The following is a 17,959-nucleotide window of genomic DNA, read 5'->3' on the forward strand; positions in this document are numbered from 1 at the left end:
CAATTGTGCCAATCAATAAAAGTATGAATTTTAGTAACCAACGCTGAAACAAATTTAACGAAAATTGTTTTTAACAACCTTTTCTTTTACTTTTGATCAAAAACAAGTAAAATGTTAGTTAAAACGTACGGCTCAGCAGTATTTGGTATAGAAGCTACTACCATAACCATTGAAGTGAGTATTTCGCAGGGTTTTGCCTTTTTTCTGGTGGGATTACCCGATAGTGCTGTTAAAGAGAGCCAGCAACGTATAGAGTCTGCTCTGAGGAGTAATAATTATAAAATGCCCGGTAGAAAGGTGGTCATCAACATGGCCCCGGCCGATATTCGTAAAGAGGGTTCAGCCTACGATTTACCTTTGGCCATAGGTATTATGGCAGCCGATGAGCAGCTGAATGACCAAAAAATAGGCGATTATATCATCATGGGAGAACTGTCGCTCGATGGCTCTATTTCACCCATTAAAGGCACCTTGCCCATTGCCATTCAGGCCCGCAAAGAAGGTTTCAAGGGTTTGATTGTGCCCGCGGAAAATGCCCGCGAGGCAGCCGTGGTTAATAAATTAGATGTGTATGGAGTATCTGACATCAAACAAGTTATTGACTTTTTTGAAGGACGTGGAAATCTTGAACCGACAGAAGTGGATACACGAGCTGAGTTTTACAATGCTGTAGCAGATACTGAGCTTGATTTTTCCGATGTAAAAGGACAGGGAAAAGTTAAACGTGCCCTGGAAATTGCTGCAGCTGGCGCACACAACGCAATTATGGTCGGACCTCCTGGGGCAGGGAAAACCATGATGGCCAAACGATTGCCCGGGATTTTACCACCGCTGACTTTGCAAGAGGCTTTGGAAACAACCAAAATACATTCGGTAGTGGGCAAAATAGATCGGGATACCTCTTTGATGACCATGCGCCCGTTCCGGTCCCCTCATCATACCATTTCGGACGTCGCTTTGGTTGGGGGCGGCGCGTTTCCGCAACCCGGCGAAATATCTTTGGCACACAATGGGGTGCTGTTTCTGGATGAATTGCCCGAATTTCAAAGAACCGTATTGGAGGTGCTCCGGCAACCGATTGAGGACCGGCGCATTACCATTTCGCGCGCAAAATTTACGGTCGATTACCCGGCCAACTTTATGCTTGTCTCTTCAATGAATCCATGTCCGTGCGGTTATTTTAATCACCCTACCAAAGATTGTGTATGCTCTGTGCCCGTACGCCAGCGATACCTGAACAAAATCAGCGGCCCGCTGCTCGACCGCATTGATATACACAGCGAAATTACACCGGTTCCATTCGAGGACCTCTCAAAACAACCCGATGCCGAAACCAGTGCCGATATTAGAAAGCGTGTGATTAAAGCACGGGAAATACAACAAAAACGCTTCGAGGGCACCGATATCTATGCCAATGCCCAAATGTCTTCCCGTTTGCTTCGGCGCCACGTGGAGATTGATGAGGGTGGCAAACAAATTCTGAAAACCGCTACTGACCGCCTGGGATTTAGTGCCCGTGCTTATGATCGTATTCTCAAAGTTTCGCGCACAATTGCTGATTTGGAAGGTAGCGAAAAAGTACAAACCCATCATTTGGCGGAGGCCATTAATTACCGGACGCTGGACAGGGAGAATTGGGCAGGGTGAACAGTTTGAGTTTGGAGTTTGAGTATTGAGAGTGGAGGATACGGAATGATATTTCAGTTATTGTATGTTAAATTGTTTTTCATTCAGGAATACGTTTTTTCAAAAACACAATTGAAAACGAAGTAGCGACGAATGGCCATTCGTCGCTGGTAGACACCCTGTGTGAATATTCATTTGTAACATGAAAAATAATTGAATAATTTATTATAGATGATCATTTGATGCATTCGGTACAAATATTGATAAAGTACCCCGGTTTTCTTTACCTGATTAACTATGGATGAAATTCTCAACTACATAAGCATTGGCGGTTCTTTTGCGCTGGCTATTTCCGGAGCTATGAAGGCTATGGGTAATAAGTTCGACCCGTTTGGTGTGCTGATTATTGCATTTGTTACAGCGGTTGGCGGCGGAACCATGCGGGATATTTTGCTCACTGAAAAATCGGTTTTCTGGTTTAAAGAAACGCCCTATATCTACTTCATCATTGTCGGAACCCTGATAGCCTTGATATTTAGACGTAAGCTGGTTTATTTTCATAAAACACTTATGGTTTTCGATGCTATTGGCCTGGCGCTGTACACCATAGCTGGTGTGCAAATTGGCTTAGACAATGAACTGGATTTAATAAATTGTATTATTCTGGGTACGTTAACCGGCGCTTTTGGTGGGGTGCTTCGCGATATTTTGGTGAACGAAGTTCCGGCTATATTTCATAAAGAAATTTACGCCACAGTGAGTATTGTGGGCGGTCTTTTTTATTGGGTTCTTTTTCAATTAGGTGTATCAAACCCGATTTTGCAAATTATTCCCATTCTATTTATTATTGCAGCACGCATCATCATTATGTATTACAATGTTTCTTTCCCCTCTATTTACAGGAAAAATGAATAAGCCTGATATTTTTCCGGAAAACCTTCCAGAGTAATATCAGGCTTGTAAGATGTTTTCTATCAGGCCGAATTTCTGCTGGCATTAATATTTCCATATAACGCCCTTACCACCAATTTTTCATAAATATCGCTATGTTTGGTGCCTCCTTCTGCCATTTTTTGCAAGGCATAATTTTGTATCAATAATAGCGGCAGCACAATGCGTTCCCTCGATTCAATAGATTGCCGGGAGGTGGGTTCTTCCTGCATAAGTGAATCCAAACCTGCAATTTTGAGCATCATGGTTTTGGTCAGCTGATATTCTTCGTGTAACATGAGCCAGAAATCTTTAAACTCCTTGTTGTGCTTTGTGTACGACGTGAGTTCAAAGTACGATTTGGCCAGCGACATCATGGCATTGTTCATCAATGTTTTGAAAAACGGGACCTGTCTGTAGAGCTGCTTAAGCTCTTTTTCTTTGCCTTCATTAATCATTTCAGAAATAGCCGAGCCCAAGCCGTAGTATCCAGGGATGTTTTGTTTTAGCAAGCTCCAGGAGCCTACATACGATATGGCGCGTAGGTCATTGAGCGTGAGTTTTTTGTTTTTGCCTCGCTTGGTGGGTCTGCTGCCAATTTTGGCGGCTGAGTAGTACTTCAGCGTACTCATTTTTTCCAGATAAGGGAGGAATTTATCATGGTTTTTCAGCGCCAAATATTTGTTGTAGCTTTTCAGACTCAGTTGTTCAATAATGGAACGCACTTCATGTTTCATTAAAGCATAATCCGGGTTCAGGTAACTGGAGAGGCCTGAGGTGATGATTTGCTCAACATTAAATTTAAATTTTTGTTTCGTGCCATATTTACTGGTTATGGTTTGTCCCTGAATGGTCAGTTGTATCTCATTGTTGGGGATATTGGCGCCCTGCGAAGCATAAAACTGATGGGTTTTACCACCACCACGTGCAGGAGGTCCTCCGCGGCCATCGAAAAAGATGGCTTCAATATCGTGTTTGCTGCACATGGCTGTGAGTGTTTCTTTGGCTTTATGAATGGCCCAGTTGGCATTCATGTAACCGCCATCTTTGGTGCCATCAGAGAACCCAAGCATGATGGTTTGCCGGTCGACACGCCGTTTTACATGCTCGCGATAGGGTTTAATGTTGAACAATTGTTCCATTACCCGCTCTGATTCCTTCATCCCTTCCATGGTTTCGAAAAGCGGAATGATATCAAAGTTCATATCTTTTTCGGGCATGAGCCAGCGCATCAACCCAAATACATAAAGTACAGAAAAAATGGTGTCTGAATTACTTATGATGTAACGATGGCAGCCCCGTTCGCCATTTTTTTGCTGTATTTCAGGTAACTGCCTGATATTTTCAATGGTATCTTCTACAAGCGGATCGGCGTCTTTGGTTTTCGGAATGTCTATTTTTTCCTCTACCAACAGTTTTATAAGTTCTTTTTCGCTGAGTTCTGAGAGTGATTCTTTTATTTTCCCGGCATTTTTAAGCACATAGGTGATGGTTTGTTCATGTATGTTATGGTCCTGCCTTATATCCAGCGCAGCGAAATGAGAACGGAAAACCCTTAAACGCGTGATGAGGTCATCAATTTCATCAATGTAAAGCTTCTCATATTTGTTTTCAACCTCGTTTCTGACTTCTTTCAGCACAGTGATGATGTTGCGGTGACTTACAATATGAGTGGTGTCGAACATGGCCTGATACACATCATCTCTCAGGGCTGTTACTTTGGACTCAACTGTTTTGAATGTTAATTTTGATGCAAGGTCTTTCAAATCATTGTAGTAACATTTCATGAGGCTTGTACGCAGCGCATCGGCTACATTCATTGTGGTTTTGTAGTTCACGTTCGGGTTGCCGTCACGGTCGCCACAGGGCCAGAAACCCAGCGTGATAAGCTTCGGGTTGTCGAGTTCAGGAAAACTCTTCTTTAACGTGGAGTGAAGTTCACCAATAGCATCGTAAAAATAGGTGCGGCAAAGGTGAATAATGTTCATGGCCTCGTCGTAAGGTGTGGGATTGTGTGAATTAACCAGCGATGTCAATCCTAGTTGGTGTAACAATTTGTCAATTTTATCCAGATTGTTACGGTTAATATGTTTTCTCAGCTTAGCAATGATATCCAGTACCGCGGGCCTGTAGAATTGAGTAGGGTGGGCGGTAAGCACTATCCTGGATTTGAAAGAATTGAGCTTTTCCAACAAAGCATCTCGTTCTTCTTCTGTGGAAAGTGTTGAAAACAACCCTTTGACGTTCAAAAAGCTGTCATCATCTAAGTGGTTGGGTAAAACGGAATCTTCCACGCTATCGAACAGCACTACCTGTCGCTCAACGTATTGGATTACCTTAAACATGAACCCAAACTTATTTTCTCCGATGAGGTCGGCATGGGTTTCCATGAAGGAATCCAATATTTCGATGGGGCTTTTGGCTTCAGCCAAATGTTTTTTGGCGTAGCTGCTCAGTAATGGAATCAGGTGTCCTACAGTTTCTGAACCTTGATAGTCGAGGTTTAGGAACATGCTGTTGTATATCTGGTATCTTTTGTCTACCGGGTTTTGCATAGGTCTGGGTTTAAATTATTGGACATCTAATCAGTTTAAAAACTGCATAATCAGTTTCAAAGGTAAGCACGAATCAATGAAATTTAACGTTCATGCAATCCAATTACGACAAACCTGTTCTAAAAAATGTTTAGCAAGTATGCGGTTATAAAACCATATCTTACTATTGGCGTGGTTTTCCATTTTATTTTGCCTTTTAAAAGGTTTTTTTATGTTGGTTGTGTTGCGGCTGCTTCCTTTCAATGTTGGATAACAGCTAAGTCTGATATTATAAACCATCTGTTCGGATTGAATTTTGATATTATTCACAAAAGCCGAAAGATGAAACTTCCGGGTCACATTATTAAGCTAATGGTGCTTTGGAAGCAAGTTACGACCTACTTCATTTGAAAAGATGAAAGGTGCGTTTTGGCATAGAGCAGGTTTTCTCAGGTTGCTAAAATCAAAATTATAAACAGATGGATAATTCAAACCTCATTGGATCTTCTCACGAGCGAAGTCAAACCTATGGTGTGCCAATTTCACGAAAATATCCTGAGAACAGACTTTCAGAGAATGATTTTGAAGCACGACTCAAGGAAAATGATGAGTTGATTTCACATGCTTCCTATATTATTTTGCAGCTGTATAAAACTGTTGCTGGTTCAGGTTTCTTTATTAATGTTACTGATGCCCAGGGTTGTATTCTTACCATCAAAGGAGATGACGAGGTGATGAGAGAAGCAGAAAAGCTGCAGATGGTAGAAGGCGCCTATATGAATGAGGCCTCTATCGGCACCAATTCTATGGGGTTGGCCATTCATGAGCGAAAACCGGTTCAGGTTACAGCACAAGAGCATTTTATTTCTGCTTACCATAACTGGACTTGTTCTGCTGCTCCAATTATGCTCGATGATCAGGTTATTGGGTGCATTAATATGACCGGACATGCAAATCTTGTTCATTCGCATACGTTGGGAATGGTGATTTCTGCAGCTCATGCTATCGAAAATAGAATTAGTCAGCAACAGGTACTACAAAAACTTGAAACTTCTAACCAATTTGCCTTTGCTATGATGAATAATCTGGCTTTTGGGGTAATGGCCATCAATATCAGCGATGAGGTTGAATGGGTTAACGATACTGCGTGCCGGCTAATTAACATCAGAAGAACCGATTTGTTAACCAAAGATGTGAATTATTTGTTGGCTGATTGGCGAAGAATAAAACGTATCATTTTAAATGAACTAAAATTTACCGACGAACACACAAGTTTTAATATTCCTGAAATTAATGAGCAGTTTTTGTTCAATGCATATGTGATTCGGGGCGAAAATAGTGCCATGCATGGCTATTTGCTTACCTTTAGGCCGTTCAGCCGAATTGTGGATCTGATCAGGAAATATCAAAACCATCACACTCGATTTAGTTTCGATAATATTGTGGCCGAGAGTCCTTCTATGCGACAACTTGTTGAGAATGCACAACAAGTGGCAACAAAACCATCAACCATTTTGCTTAGCGGAGAGAGTGGTACGGGTAAGGAGGTGCTGGCACAATCAATACACAATGCTTCGTTGAGAAAAGACGGCCCTTTTATAGCACTTAATTGTGGCGCAATAGCAAGCACACTAATTGAAAGCGAGCTTTTTGGTTATGAAGAAGGAGCTTTTACCGGTGCAAAAAAAGGCGGTGCCCCGGGGAAATTTGAGTTGGCTAATCATGGCACATTGTTTTTAGATGAGGTGGGTGATATGCCACTTGATATGCAGGTGAAATTGTTACGTTGTATTCAGGAGGGCTATGTGACCCGTGTAGGAGGGAAAAAAGAAATACGGGTTGATGTGCGCATTATTGCAGCAAGCAATAAAAATTTACAACTAGAAATAGAAAAAGAGAACTTCAGACTTGATTTGTATTATCGTCTGAATGTAATTAATCTCCATGTTCCGGCTTTACGCGATCGTAAGGCTGATATTTTGCATATGGCTCGCTTTTTTGCGGCTCAAAAGGCAGAAAAAATGGGCAAACCTATGCCTTTTATTGATAGCCGCGTAAGCCGGTTCCTTGAAAATTATAGCTGGCCTGGCAATGTAAGGGAGCTGGAAAATATGATGGAGCGTTTTGTTGTGTTGGATGGTAATATTGATAGTCTCCTTAATCAAAATAATCCTGAATCTGAACAAATGCCCAAAACAGCTGTGCAAGATACCAATGCGGATTTCACCCCACAAACGCTTGCTGAAATCGAAAAAAACGCAATTATTTCCTGCTTAAAAACATATGACTTTAATATCTCAAAAGTGGCTAAGGTGTTGAACGTGAGTAGGAATACCCTCTATCTAAAAATAAAAAAGTATAATATTAGCTTAGGATAGCGTTGTCCTAAAATTGAGCAGTGTCCTAAAGCTGCACAAGACGATTGTTTGTTTTGTGTAGTTTTAGGACACTTTTTTTGTGCACTTTTCTGTATTGTGGATATGGTTTCGTGTAATAGCCTTTTTGTCAGTTGTTTATGTTGTTCTGGCACTTCCTTTGGCATAGGTAAATCGAAAATACAATTTAAATATTAACCTAAAATTATACTACGATGAAACGATTTACATTGCCAAGAGATCTTTATTTCGAAAAAGGTAGTTTAGAAGTGCTAAAACAACTTGATGGAAAAAAAGCGACCATTGTTGTAGGTGGTGGTTCAATGAAACGCTTTGGTTTTTTAGATACCGTTGATCAATATTTAAAAGAAGCTGGTATGGAAACCCAACTTATTGAAGGTGTTGAGCCAGATCCAAGCGTTGAAACAGTTATGAAAGGTGCCAAAAAAATGCAGGAATTTCAGCCCGATTGGATTGTAAGTATTGGTGGAGGTTCTCCAATTGATGCTGCTAAAGCAATGTGGGTTTTCTATGAATATCCTGATGCTAAATTCGAGGATATTGCAAAACCTTTTAATATTCCAACATTGCGTAAAAAAGCACGTTTTGCTGCCATTCCTTCAACCAGTGGAACAGCAACTGAGGTTACAGCCTTTTCAGTAATAACTGATTACAAAGTAGGTATCAAATACCCACTAGCCGATTTCGAAATTACACCTGATTTGGCTATTCTTGATCCTGAGATTGCATACAAAATGCCTCAAAACCTCACTGCACACACAGGTATGGATGCGTTAACTCATGCCACAGAGGCAATAACAGCTGCTTTAGCCTCTGATTTTAGCGATCCTTTGGCTCTGAAAGCCATTAAAATGATCAAAGAAAACATGCTTGCTTCTTATAATGGCGATTCTGATGCACGTGATGCCTTACATATTGCCCAATGTTTAGCGGGTATGGCTTTTAGTAATGCTTTATTGGGTATTTGCCACAGCATGGCGCATAAAACGGGAGCAATTTATCACATTCCACACGGATGCGCCAATGCCATTTATTTACCAACTGTAATTGAGTGGAATCGGGAGGTAGCTGAATCGAAATATGCTGAAATAGCTCGCTATATTGGTCTTGAAGGCTCAAACGACAGGGAATTATGCGATGCATATATTCAAATGATCCGCAATTTGAATGAAGCAATGGGAATTCCTGGGTCGCTTAAAGAATACGGAATCGATGAGAAGGAATTTAATGAAAATATTGACCGTATATCAGAAAATGCAGCAGCAGATGCTTGCACCGGGTCAAACCCAAAAGAAACAAAAGTAGAAGACTTTAAAAAGTTGTTTTCAGCAGTCTATTATGGAACTGAAATAGAAGCATAACGCACAAACAGGAGGCTGTAACTACAAAACCCATAACACTAACTTTTGCCCAAAAAGAAAAATTACAGTCTCCTGTTTTACTTATTCCTAAGAAAGTAGCAATAAAGTATTAGCCTTGTTTTAGCTTAAAGTAAGTGATTTATAATTCAATGATATGGAAAGATTCGAGATTTTACAAAAAAGAGAACTTGCCCGTGATATTTTTTTTCTAAAAGTTTACGCTCCGGTAATTGCCCGGGCTGCAAAGCCAGGACAGTTTTTAATTGTAATAAATGATGTTTATGCTGAGCGTATTCCGCTTACAATTAGCGACTATTCAAGCGATGAGGGAACCGTTGATCTTGTTGTGCAGGCTATTGGGTTTTCTACACGTAAAATTGTTCAACATGAAGTTGGAGAATGTTTTGCTGATGTTGTTGGTCCACTGGGAAACCCTTCTGAATTTATTGAGATGCCGCTCCCGGATCTTCAGAATCAACATTTGCTTTTCGTGGCCGGGGGCATTGGTGCTGCTCCCATTTACCCTCAGGTGAAATATTTTCAGCAAAAAGGTGTTCAAACCACAACCATTATCGGAGCACGCAACGCTGATTTAATTATTCTGGAAGAGGCATTTCGTCAAACCGGGACCGCTTTGCACCTATGCACCGACGATGGCAGTAGAGGGTTTCATGGCAATGTTACGCAGCTACTAACAGATTTAGTTGAGCGTGAGAAATTACATTTAGACCATGTCATCACAATAGGTCCGCTTATTATGATGAAATTTGTGGCCCAAACCACACGCAAGTTCAACTTGCCCTGCGTAGCATCGCTTAATTCATTAATGATTGATGGTACAGGCATGTGCGGAGCCTGCCGTGTAACTGTTGAAGGCAAAACCCGTTTTACTTGTGTCGATGGCCCTGAGTTTGATGCGCACAAGGTCGATTTTAATGAAGCGCTAACCCGACAGCAAAATAAGAAATCATATAAACACGATCATTACTGTAATCTCGAAAAAGCAGTTGACGAAAAACATAAAGTACGGAATACTCGCGTTCCTGTTCGGGAGCAACCGGCATCTATTCGCAGTAAAAATTTTAATGAAGTTTGCTATGGCTATAATGCGCAGGAGGCCATGAAAGAGGCTGCGAGGTGCTTGCAGTGTAAAAAACCACGTTGCGTGGGGAGTTGTCCGGTTCATATTGATATTCCCGGTTTTATTGCCGAAGTTGCCAATGGGAATTTCCAAAAAGCTTATCAGATATTAAGTCTGAGTACCAGTTTACCTGCCGTTTGCGGACGGGTTTGTCCGCAGGAAACGCAATGCGAAGGTGAGTGTGTTTTAGGAATAAAAGGAGAACCCGTTGCTATCGGAAAACTTGAGCGCTTTGTGGCTGATTGGGCATTGTCTAATGTGCAACCAATTGTAAAAGAAGTGGAGTCTGATGCTTCAAACGTTGCTGTTGTTGGTTCTGGCCCTGCAGGCCTTACGTGTGCCGGCGATTTAGCCAAAATGGGTTATCGCGTTACAGTTTTTGAGGCATTGCAAAAAGCAGGTGGTGTGCTGGAATATGGAATTCCTGAGTTTCGCTTGCCCAAAAAGAATGTAGTAGCAAAGGAAGTTGATCGCTTGTCAGCACTTGGAGTTGATATTCAAACAGATTACATCATTGGGAGGGCCGGCAATGTAGATCATCTTTTACAAAATGGATATGATGCTGTTTTTATAGGCGCCGGAGCAGGATTGCCAAGGTTCATGAATTTGCCCGGAGAAAATTTAAATGGTGTGTACTCAGCCAATGAATTTCTTACACGGGTCAATCTTATGCAGGCCTATCGCGACGATTTTGATACCCCGGTTGAGCTTGCCGATAATGTGGTTGTTATTGGCGGAGGAAATGTGGCAATGGATGCTGCCCGCACTGCGGTTCGTTTGGGAGCCAAAGTTTCATTGGTCTACCGGAGAGGTGAGTCAGAACTACCAGCACGTCAGGAAGAAATTCATCATGCCAAAGAAGAGGGTATCGATTTTCAATTGCTCACAAATCCTGTAGAATTTTTGGGCGACGCAAACAGCAATCTCCAAAGTGTAAGATGTGTGCGCATGGAATTGGGTGAACCAGACGACTCGGGCCGCAGAAGACCTGAAGCTGTTGAGGGAAGTGATTTTACTATTGAGGCAGGTACAGCCATTGTCGCTATTGGAACGAGCCCCAATCCATTGTTGGAGAAAGCTGCCCCTGAAGTAAGTCTGAATAAATGGAATTGCATTGATGCTGATAACGAATGGGGACAAACGACGCAACCTGGTGTGTTTGCGGGTGGTGATGTGGTAACCGGGGCTGCAACAGTTATTGAAGCCATGGGCGCCGGAAAGCGTGCTGCAAAAGCTATTGATAATTACGTGAAAAAAATTAAAAATCAATCCTATGCGGTTTAAAACAACAATATCTATTTGTCTTGGAAGCTCCTGTTATCGCAGGGGAAACCAGGAGGTGCTCGAATTAATCAAAGAGTATCTGAGTGAAAATCAATTGGCCGACCACGTGGAATTTAAAGGGCATTTATGCACTGGTAAATGTGCTGAAGGACCCAATTTGCAAATCAATGGCAAGGAATTTCATCATGTGGACCGGAATGCAGTTATCGAAATTCTGGATAAGCATTTTCAATTGGTCTGATTCTATTTTCTGAATTGCATTTAATAAAAAATAAACCTAATGAATAAGCAGGAAGCCATATATACAGAAGCCAATAATTGTCAGGACTGCTACAAATGCATTCGACACTGCCCCGTAAAGGCAATTAAGATAGAAGATCATTCGGCGAGTATTATGCACAATTTATGTATATTTTGTGGTATTTGTACTAGCATATGCCCTGCCCAGGCAAAAATTATCAGGAACGATATTCACACGGCAAACTATTATTTACATCAGGAAGATCCTGTGTTTCTGTCATTAGCACCCAGCTTTGTGAGCGATTTTTCTGAATGGCCATTGGAGAAGTTTATGGCTGCCTGCAAAAAGTTGGGGTTCGAAGCGGTATCTGAAACAGCACTTGGCGCAGAGATGCTTTCAGCACAACTTAAAGATTGGCTTCCTGAACAAAATGGGGGAATATACATTTCATCCTGTTGCCCGACAGTAGTAGAACTTATCCAGAAGTATTATCCTGAACACATCGATAAATTAACGCCGTTTGTTAGTCCGGTTCAGGCACATGCCCGACTTTTAAAAAAGCTTAATCCAAATGCCCGAGTGGTTTTTGCAGGACCATGTATTTCAAAAAAAACAGAACTCGATTTTCCCGATAATGCCATCGATACTGTACTGACCTTTCAGGAGTTAAGCACAATGCTTGAGAATGAAGGTTTGCTTCCGGAGTTGGTCGATACGTCTGCATCTGAGCGTTTTTATCCGAAGCAAGCGCATAATGGCAGTTTGTATCCTGTCGATGGTGGAATGAGTAACAGTCTTCAGCCAGATGTTGCCCAAACCAGTTCTTCGTTTATGAGCTTTTCGGGAATGGCCACTATAAAAAAATTGCTTGATAATATGCCGGAAACAAACGGGCAAACACTCTTTTTGGAATTACTCGCTTGTGATGGTGGCTGTATTAATGGCCCGGGACGAGCTTCTTCGGGTGAGATCATACAGTCGAGGAGTGCTGTGCTCGCCACAAACGAGCAGCAGGAGGGAGCTAGCCTGGCCGATTATTCAACTATCCCTCTGGCCATGGATTATCAATTTAATTTTATTGAGAAACAACCCACCTTTCCTGAAGATGAAATACGCGAAGTATTGTCGTCCATCGGAAAAATGACACCTGCCGATGAGCTTAATTGCGGCGGGTGTGGATATAATACGTGTAGAAATTTTGCGCAGGCCATTTTGGGAGGTAAAGCTGAAAGACAAATGTGTGTGAGTTACATGCGTAAAATGGCACAAAACAAAGCTTCGGTGCTGCTGCGTAAAATGCCTTACGGAGTTGTAATTGTGGATGAAAATCTCAAAGTAATTGAGTCGAACGAGTTGTTTGCTTCCATTTGGGGTGAGACATCCCAACTGGCATATGATGCACGGCCTGGTTTGGAGGGCGCAAGCATCGAGAAACTCACTCCTTTATCACGGTTATTTAAAAACTTACTGCATTCAGGTCACGAACGTATTGAGAAAGATCTAGAGTACGAGGGACGTGTTTTGCATGTTTCATTATTCACCATTCAGAAACACAAGCAGGTTTGTGCTATTGTACGTGTGCCTGGTGAACATCAGGTATCTGTTGAAGAATTAATGTTGCGCCTAAAGCAAGTAGTAAGAGAAAACATGCAAACAGCACAAAAAGCAGCCAGTCTTATTGGAGAGAACGCTGCCAATACAGAGTGTGCAATTAATACTGTAATGGACTCTATGAAAGGAGGATTCAATGCGTAAAATGTTCATTGATAGCGATTCAGGCTATATGCCTAAAAATGGTCAGATTGTATGTGGCGATGTTTTTTTGAGCGAAAAAATGAAAAATGAAAATCGCCTTACAGCTGTACTTTCTGATGGGCTTGGTTCAGGAATTAAGGCAAATATTCTTGCCAATATGACAGCGACTATGGCTTTGAATTTTACAATCAATGATCAGCCTATTGAACGCAGTGCAATTTCTATCAGGGAAACGTTGCCCGTTGATCCTGTGCGAAAAATAGCATTTGCTTCATTTACCATTGTCGATACCGAATTTGACGGACAAACACGGATAATTGAATATGGGAACCCACAATTTTTAGTTTTCAGAAAGAATAAGCCGCTTAATCTTGAACGACGGTATTTGGCCGGTGGCGAGGTTGATATTGTGGAATTTCAGGCCTGTCGGGAAGATCGTATTGTGCTGTTCAGTGATGGCGTATCACAGTCAGGAATTGGCCGTAAGGACCTGCCTTTTGGATGGGAGACCAAAGCAATGACTGATTTTATTTGTAATACAATAACCAGTGATCCCAGCATTTCTGCGCACAAGTTATACAAATCTATTGTTCAGCAAGCCATTGTTAATGATATACAGAAACCCCGGGACGATATTACGTGTGCCGTGCTTTATTTTCGAAATCCACGAAAACTATTGGTATGCACCGGCCCGCCTTATGATAAAACATATGATTCGAATGTTGCACGCAAGATAAAAAATTTTGAAGGACATACAATTGTTTGTGGTGGCACAACAGCTCAAATTGTTGCACGTGAATGGGACGAAGAAGTAGTGGTTGATATGGAGCATTTTTCTAAAGACATTCCTCCCATTTCTCATATTCATGGTGTTGATTTGGTGACCGAAGGAATTCTTACCCTTGGAAAAGCTGCCGAGCTTTTAAAATATGGTACTTATGAGCAGGCCAGGCCACAGATCCGTCACGCTTACTGGTCGATCAACTATTAACTCACGATTATATTGAGTTTATGGTTGGGACAAAAATTAATGAAGCGCACCAGGACCCTAACCTGCCTGTTGAACTCGAAATTCGGCGCAATGTGGTAAAAAAAATGGCCTATATACTCGAGAAAGAATATTTAAAAGAGACAGAACTTAAATTTATTTAGCATGGAAACAAAAAAGATTCAAATTGTAATTTGCACAGGCACATTATGTCATGTGTTGGGTGGAGCTGAGCTTCCGTCTTTGGAACAGCATCTTCCAAATCATCTTAAAAATCAGGTAGATATTAAAGGTTCTCCATGTATTAATCATTGCAAAAATACAGACATGAGACCACCTTTTGTGGAGATTAACGGAGAGGTGATCGAACAAGCTTCAATAACTAGAATTCGGGAACATCTGGAAAAACTGACAGCCAATGACTCCAAATAAAAATAACGCTTCAATAATTCGAAAAGATTTGCTTATTCGTTTGTACCGGGAATTGTTAAACAACGATACAGCAAAGGTGGACAGAATCCCTATAATCATAAAACCTCGTGGTCGGGAACCATGGCGATGTTGCGTTTACAAAGACCGGGCTGTGCTCAAATATAAAATAATGTCGATGCTGGGTTATAGTGAATCCGATGAAAATGATGAACTCACACCCCTGAGCTGGTATGCTGAGCATCCCAAAGGTACAAAAAGCTTTTACCTGAACCTAATTGAGGAGGCATGCAGCAATTGCCCGCCTCCAAGCTATGTTGTAACCAACCTTTGTCGTGGTTGTGAGGCCCGCCCGTGTCAGGTAAATTGTCCGAAAGATGCGGTTAGTTTTCAAAACGGACAAGCAGTTATAAATGCTGAAACTTGCATAAACTGCGGGAAATGTATGCGTGAGTGTCCGTATAATGCAATCCACTATCAGCCACGTCCATGCGAAGATGTTTGTCCGGTAGACGCCATTTATCAAAATCCTAAAGGTTACGAAGAAATTGATATGGAAAAATGCATTCTTTGTGGGCGTTGCCTTCAGTCCTGTCCCTTTGGTGCAGTCATTCCATCATCTGATTTTCCGCTTCTGTTGGAAGATATGAAAAGTGAAACTCCGGTTGTGGCCATTGTGGCACCTGCTGTGGCAGGACAGTTTCGCACATCGCTTGAAAAAATTTATGCGGCTATTCGAAATGCCGGCTTCGATCAGGTTTACGAAGTGGCAGAAGGAGCCGAAAAAACAGCATCGTTGGAGCGTGCAGAACTTTTGCATTTGAAAGCACAAAATGAACATCCAGGACTGATGAGTTCCTGCTGTCCGGCATGGGTCAATTTTGTGAAAGGCAACAAGCAGGAGTGGAAAACGCATGTTTCTGAAACGCCAAGCCCGATGGTTTTGTCCGCAAAAAGCGTTAAAGAAAAAATCCCGAATGCCAAAGTGGTATTTATCGGACCCTGTTTGGCCAAAAAGGAGGAGGCACACTCCAGTGCCGAAGTCGATTATGCCATAACTTTTGAAGAGTTAGGGGCAGTATTTGTTGCTGCCGGAATTGAGGTTGCCAACCAGGAAGCAGACTCGATGCCTGAAAAAACACCCGAAATTGGAAGAGGGTTCTCTGCTTCAGGTGGAGTAGCAAATGCAATAGAAAAATTAGCCGGGCAAAAATTTAATACGCATATCGTAAACGGAATTGATAAAATGTCAATTCGGCAAATGGCCAAAGCAGTAAAAGATAAAAAAACAGATTTTTTTGAAGTGATGTGTTGCGAAGAGGGCTGTTTAGGCGGAAGTCAGAGTTTAACTTCAGCTAATGAAGCAAAAAGAATTATAAAAAATTGATACTCTATTAGGCATAATTGAGTTCATTGGGGTGGTAAGCTATTTTATCATCCCAATTTTTGGGAATTACAACCTTGTTCGTATATTTGCGAACAATAATTTATTATGAAAATCGATCCGATAACAGAAGAACAGAAAAAACTTGCCAGGTATGCCAAAGCATTCGGGCATCCGGTGCGTATGTATGTGCTCGATTTGCTTTCAAATCAAACATGTTGCTACAGTGGCGACTTAACAGAGGATTTACCAATTGCCAAATCAACCCTTTCGCAGCATTTAAAGGAACTGAAAGATGCCGGCTTAATCCAGGGCCAAATTGAAGCACCAAAAATCAAATATTGTGTCAATAAAGAAAATTGGGAAGAAGCCCAAAGATTGTTCAAAAAGCATTTGGGTATCTGATATTTTTTTGTTTTAATTGTTCGTAGTTTTACGAAATACGAAGTGTAACTTAAATAATCATTATTATGGAAATTAAAGTATTAGGAACCGGTTGCGCCAAGTGCAAAACACTGGAAAAAAACACGCGCGATGCTGCAGCAGAGTTGGGTATTGAAGCTGATGTAAAGAAAGTTGAAGACATCATGGAAATTATGGGATATGGTGTGTCGCGCACTCCGGCTATTATGATTGGCAACAAAATAGTGGTAGCCGGAAAAGCGCCATCAACAGAAGAAATTAAGAAAATCCTCACCCAAAATCAATAAGTTATGAAGTTTATCAATGTTTTTATAATCAGTTTGGCTGTTACCGCCACATTTGTGGTCTGCAACAAGGAAAAGAAAAACACAGCGGACAAAGAGACGACAAAAAAAGAAACCGTTGAGCAATCGCCGGTTGAAGCCTCTCAGGTAGCTGTTTACTATTTTCACGGCACCCGCAGATGTGCTACCTGCCAGGCCGTAGAACGTGTTTCGAGAAGTGCTGTAAAGAATTTTTATGATGGCGAAATTCCCTTTGCCAGTTATAATATCGAGGAAGAGGAAGGTGCAGCAAAAGCCAAAGAAGTAGGTATTACAAGCTCTACACTTCTTATTGTGCGCGATGGGGAGAAAATTGATATTACCGATGAGGCTTTTATGAATGCCCGCTCAAATCCGCAAAAGTTGAAAGAACTAATCAAAGAAAAAATTGAACCCCTGAAAGAGAGTTAGCGTCAAGTCAAGCATAACCTGACGGGTCAGGATTTTTTTTCATGCTTACAAAACGCTGTTATGCTAAGACTTTGGTAATTAATGATTTAGTAACATGGAGATACTTAACAAATCTGCTCAAACGGCAGGGTTTTGAAAATGCAGTAAGCCTTGATGGCGTATCCGTTTGCCTGGGAAAAGCAGGGTTTACCCATTGAAAGGGTTATTTGAACAAGTGATAGTAAAAGATGTTATGATGCTTGTAAAATCTGCTACGAGGGCTGCAGCGATTCTATACATGTCTATTTACTCACAGCGAAAACGCCCACCGACACTAAGATAATTAGGGTAGAAACGCCAAAATATAGAAAAGCATACTTATGTTTCTTCTCAGAAAGTTGGGTTCGATGAATAAAAACGTTCCCGATAGTGCTTATGATAGTCACAAAAATTATATTTGAAAAATGTTGAATGGCCCAAAACCGGAGTGAGGAATAACGCATTGCTTCTTCAGGGGTGATTGTATCGAAGGGTTTTTTTAGAAAAAAGTAGAGTATGATACCCAGTAACAAATCGATGTACAACAGCACAAGAAATGAACGGCGTAAAATATTTTCAAACCGGCCATATTCACGTTTCATTACCCACCCCATAAACGAATACAGCGATATAAAAATAGCCACAGAAAAAAAGAGAATACTGAATACAATATGAAAGTATAAAAACGCCGTGTAGAATTGTTGCATGGGTTCTC

General features: G+C 41.4%; 16 protein-coding genes. 14 read left to right on the forward strand and 2 right to left on the reverse strand.

Annotated elements, in window-relative coordinates:
* Positions 1-111 precede the first annotated feature (111 nt).
* Together ACTB0Y_RS02860 and ACTB0Y_RS02865 are read left to right on the forward strand one after the other, a co-directional pair.
* The gene (locus tag ACTB0Y_RS02860) at positions 112-1,647 is read left to right on the forward strand and encodes a YifB family Mg chelatase-like AAA ATPase (protein ID WP_463205284.1); all 1,536 of its coding nucleotides are present in this window, start codon (positions 112-114) and stop codon (positions 1,645-1,647) included.
* A 276-nt stretch (positions 1,648-1,923) separates the two neighbouring features.
* Positions 1,924-2,541 carry a trimeric intracellular cation channel family protein gene (locus ACTB0Y_RS02865; RefSeq protein ID WP_463205285.1) on the forward strand — a complete coding sequence of 206 codons (618 nt, stop codon included), beginning with the start codon at positions 1,924-1,926 and terminating at the stop codon, positions 2,539-2,541.
* A gap of 59 nt (positions 2,542-2,600) precedes the next feature.
* On the opposite strand, the gene ACTB0Y_RS02870 is transcribed toward ACTB0Y_RS02865, so the two are convergent.
* Positions 2,601-5,111 carry a phosphoenolpyruvate carboxylase gene (locus ACTB0Y_RS02870; RefSeq protein ID WP_463205286.1) on the reverse strand — a complete coding sequence of 837 codons (2,511 nt, stop codon included), beginning with the start codon at positions 5,109-5,111 and terminating at the stop codon, positions 2,601-2,603.
* A 458-nt stretch (positions 5,112-5,569) separates the two neighbouring features.
* On the opposite strand from ACTB0Y_RS02870, the gene ACTB0Y_RS02875 reads away from it, so the two are divergent.
* The 12 genes from ACTB0Y_RS02875 (at position 5,570) to ACTB0Y_RS02930 (ending at position 17,226) form a co-directional block, all read left to right on the forward strand.
* Positions 5,570-7,468, forward strand: coding sequence for a sigma-54-dependent Fis family transcriptional regulator (locus ACTB0Y_RS02875; protein WP_463205287.1), 1,899 nt, complete (start codon positions 5,570-5,572; stop codon positions 7,466-7,468).
* A gap of 212 nt (positions 7,469-7,680) precedes the next feature.
* Positions 7,681-8,847 carry an iron-containing alcohol dehydrogenase gene (locus ACTB0Y_RS02880; RefSeq protein WP_463205288.1) on the forward strand — a complete coding sequence of 389 codons (1,167 nt, stop codon included), beginning with the start codon at positions 7,681-7,683 and terminating at the stop codon, positions 8,845-8,847.
* Between the two features lie 154 nt (positions 8,848-9,001).
* On the forward strand, positions 9,002-11,272 hold the full coding sequence (gene gltA / locus ACTB0Y_RS02885; protein WP_463205289.1) for an NADPH-dependent glutamate synthase: 2,271 nt from the start codon (positions 9,002-9,004) through the stop codon (positions 11,270-11,272).
* Positions 11,262-11,513, forward strand: coding sequence for a (2Fe-2S) ferredoxin domain-containing protein (locus tag ACTB0Y_RS02890; protein WP_463205290.1), 252 nt, complete (start codon positions 11,262-11,264; stop codon positions 11,511-11,513). Before gltA ends, ACTB0Y_RS02890 begins: the two co-directional genes overlap by 11 nt.
* Before the next feature lie 39 nt (positions 11,514-11,552).
* Positions 11,553-13,268, forward strand: a complete 1,716-nt coding sequence (locus ACTB0Y_RS02895; RefSeq protein ID WP_463205291.1) for a [Fe-Fe] hydrogenase large subunit C-terminal domain-containing protein — start codon at positions 11,553-11,555, stop codon at positions 13,266-13,268.
* Entirely contained in the window at positions 13,261-14,259 is a 999-nt protein-coding gene (locus ACTB0Y_RS02900) for a SpoIIE family protein phosphatase (RefSeq protein ID WP_463205292.1), read from the forward strand. The genes ACTB0Y_RS02895 and ACTB0Y_RS02900 overlap by 8 nt, the downstream gene beginning before the upstream one ends.
* Before the next feature lie 20 nt (positions 14,260-14,279).
* Complete coding sequence (locus tag ACTB0Y_RS02905) at positions 14,280-14,420, forward strand: hypothetical protein (RefSeq protein WP_463205293.1); 141 nt, start codon at positions 14,280-14,282, stop codon at positions 14,418-14,420.
* A gap of 1 nt (position 14,421) precedes the next feature.
* Positions 14,422-14,688, forward strand: a complete 267-nt coding sequence (locus ACTB0Y_RS02910; RefSeq protein ID WP_057953581.1) for an NADH-quinone oxidoreductase subunit NuoE family protein — start codon at positions 14,422-14,424, stop codon at positions 14,686-14,688.
* The gene (locus tag ACTB0Y_RS02915) at positions 14,675-16,072 is read left to right on the forward strand and encodes a monomeric [FeFe] hydrogenase (RefSeq protein ID WP_463205294.1); all 1,398 of its coding nucleotides are present in this window, start codon (positions 14,675-14,677) and stop codon (positions 16,070-16,072) included. Before ACTB0Y_RS02910 ends, ACTB0Y_RS02915 begins: the two co-directional genes overlap by 14 nt.
* 105 nt (positions 16,073-16,177) lie before the next feature.
* Entirely contained in the window at positions 16,178-16,474 is a 297-nt protein-coding gene (locus ACTB0Y_RS02920; RefSeq protein ID WP_057953583.1) for an ArsR/SmtB family transcription factor, read from the forward strand.
* Between the two features lie 65 nt (positions 16,475-16,539).
* Positions 16,540-16,779: a thioredoxin family protein gene (locus ACTB0Y_RS02925; RefSeq protein ID WP_463205295.1), complete on the forward strand. Its 240-nt coding sequence runs from the start codon at positions 16,540-16,542 to the stop codon at positions 16,777-16,779.
* A gap of 3 nt (positions 16,780-16,782) precedes the next feature.
* Entirely contained in the window at positions 16,783-17,226 is a 444-nt protein-coding gene (locus ACTB0Y_RS02930; RefSeq protein ID WP_463205296.1) for a nitrophenyl compound nitroreductase subunit ArsF family protein, read from the forward strand.
* A gap of 281 nt (positions 17,227-17,507) precedes the next feature.
* On the opposite strand, the gene ACTB0Y_RS02935 is transcribed toward ACTB0Y_RS02930, so the two are convergent.
* Positions 17,508-17,951, reverse strand: a complete 444-nt coding sequence (locus ACTB0Y_RS02935) for a hypothetical protein (protein ID WP_463205297.1) — start codon at positions 17,949-17,951, stop codon at positions 17,508-17,510.
* Positions 17,952-17,959 lie beyond the last annotated feature (8 nt).

The organism is Salinivirga sp. (assembly GCF_055145285.1).

What these genes read in the sequence shown, in the direction of transcription:
- ACTB0Y_RS02920 (WP_057953583.1), top strand. Translation starts at nt 16,178, where the DNA reads ATGAAAATCGATCCGATAACAGAAGAACAGAAAAAACTTGCCAGGTAT.
- ACTB0Y_RS02905 (WP_463205293.1), top strand. Translation starts at nt 14,280, where the DNA reads ATGGTTGGGACAAAAATTAATGAAGCGCACCAGGACCCTAACCTGCCT.
- ACTB0Y_RS02925 (WP_463205295.1), top strand. Translation starts at nt 16,540, where the DNA reads ATGGAAATTAAAGTATTAGGAACCGGTTGCGCCAAGTGCAAAACACTG.
- ACTB0Y_RS02900 (WP_463205292.1), top strand. Translation starts at nt 13,261, where the DNA reads ATGCGTAAAATGTTCATTGATAGCGATTCAGGCTATATGCCTAAAAAT.
- ACTB0Y_RS02930 (WP_463205296.1), top strand. Translation starts at nt 16,783, where the DNA reads ATGAAGTTTATCAATGTTTTTATAATCAGTTTGGCTGTTACCGCCACA.
- ACTB0Y_RS02875 (WP_463205287.1), top strand. Translation starts at nt 5,570, where the DNA reads ATGGATAATTCAAACCTCATTGGATCTTCTCACGAGCGAAGTCAAACC.
- ACTB0Y_RS02915 (WP_463205294.1), top strand. Translation starts at nt 14,675, where the DNA reads ATGACTCCAAATAAAAATAACGCTTCAATAATTCGAAAAGATTTGCTT.
- ACTB0Y_RS02865 (WP_463205285.1), top strand. Translation starts at nt 1,924, where the DNA reads ATGGATGAAATTCTCAACTACATAAGCATTGGCGGTTCTTTTGCGCTG.
- ACTB0Y_RS02880 (WP_463205288.1), top strand. Translation starts at nt 7,681, where the DNA reads ATGAAACGATTTACATTGCCAAGAGATCTTTATTTCGAAAAAGGTAGT.
- ACTB0Y_RS02890 (WP_463205290.1), top strand. Translation starts at nt 11,262, where the DNA reads ATGCGGTTTAAAACAACAATATCTATTTGTCTTGGAAGCTCCTGTTAT.
- ACTB0Y_RS02935 (WP_463205297.1), bottom strand. Translation starts at nt 17,951, where the DNA reads ATGCAACAATTCTACACGGCGTTTTTATACTTTCATATTGTATTCAGT.
- ACTB0Y_RS02910 (WP_057953581.1), top strand. Translation starts at nt 14,422, where the DNA reads ATGGAAACAAAAAAGATTCAAATTGTAATTTGCACAGGCACATTATGT.
- ACTB0Y_RS02860 (WP_463205284.1), top strand. Translation starts at nt 112, where the DNA reads ATGTTAGTTAAAACGTACGGCTCAGCAGTATTTGGTATAGAAGCTACT.
- ACTB0Y_RS02895 (WP_463205291.1), top strand. Translation starts at nt 11,553, where the DNA reads ATGAATAAGCAGGAAGCCATATATACAGAAGCCAATAATTGTCAGGAC.
- gltA (WP_463205289.1), top strand. Translation starts at nt 9,002, where the DNA reads ATGGAAAGATTCGAGATTTTACAAAAAAGAGAACTTGCCCGTGATATT.
- ACTB0Y_RS02870 (WP_463205286.1), bottom strand. Translation starts at nt 5,111, where the DNA reads ATGCAAAACCCGGTAGACAAAAGATACCAGATATACAACAGCATGTTC.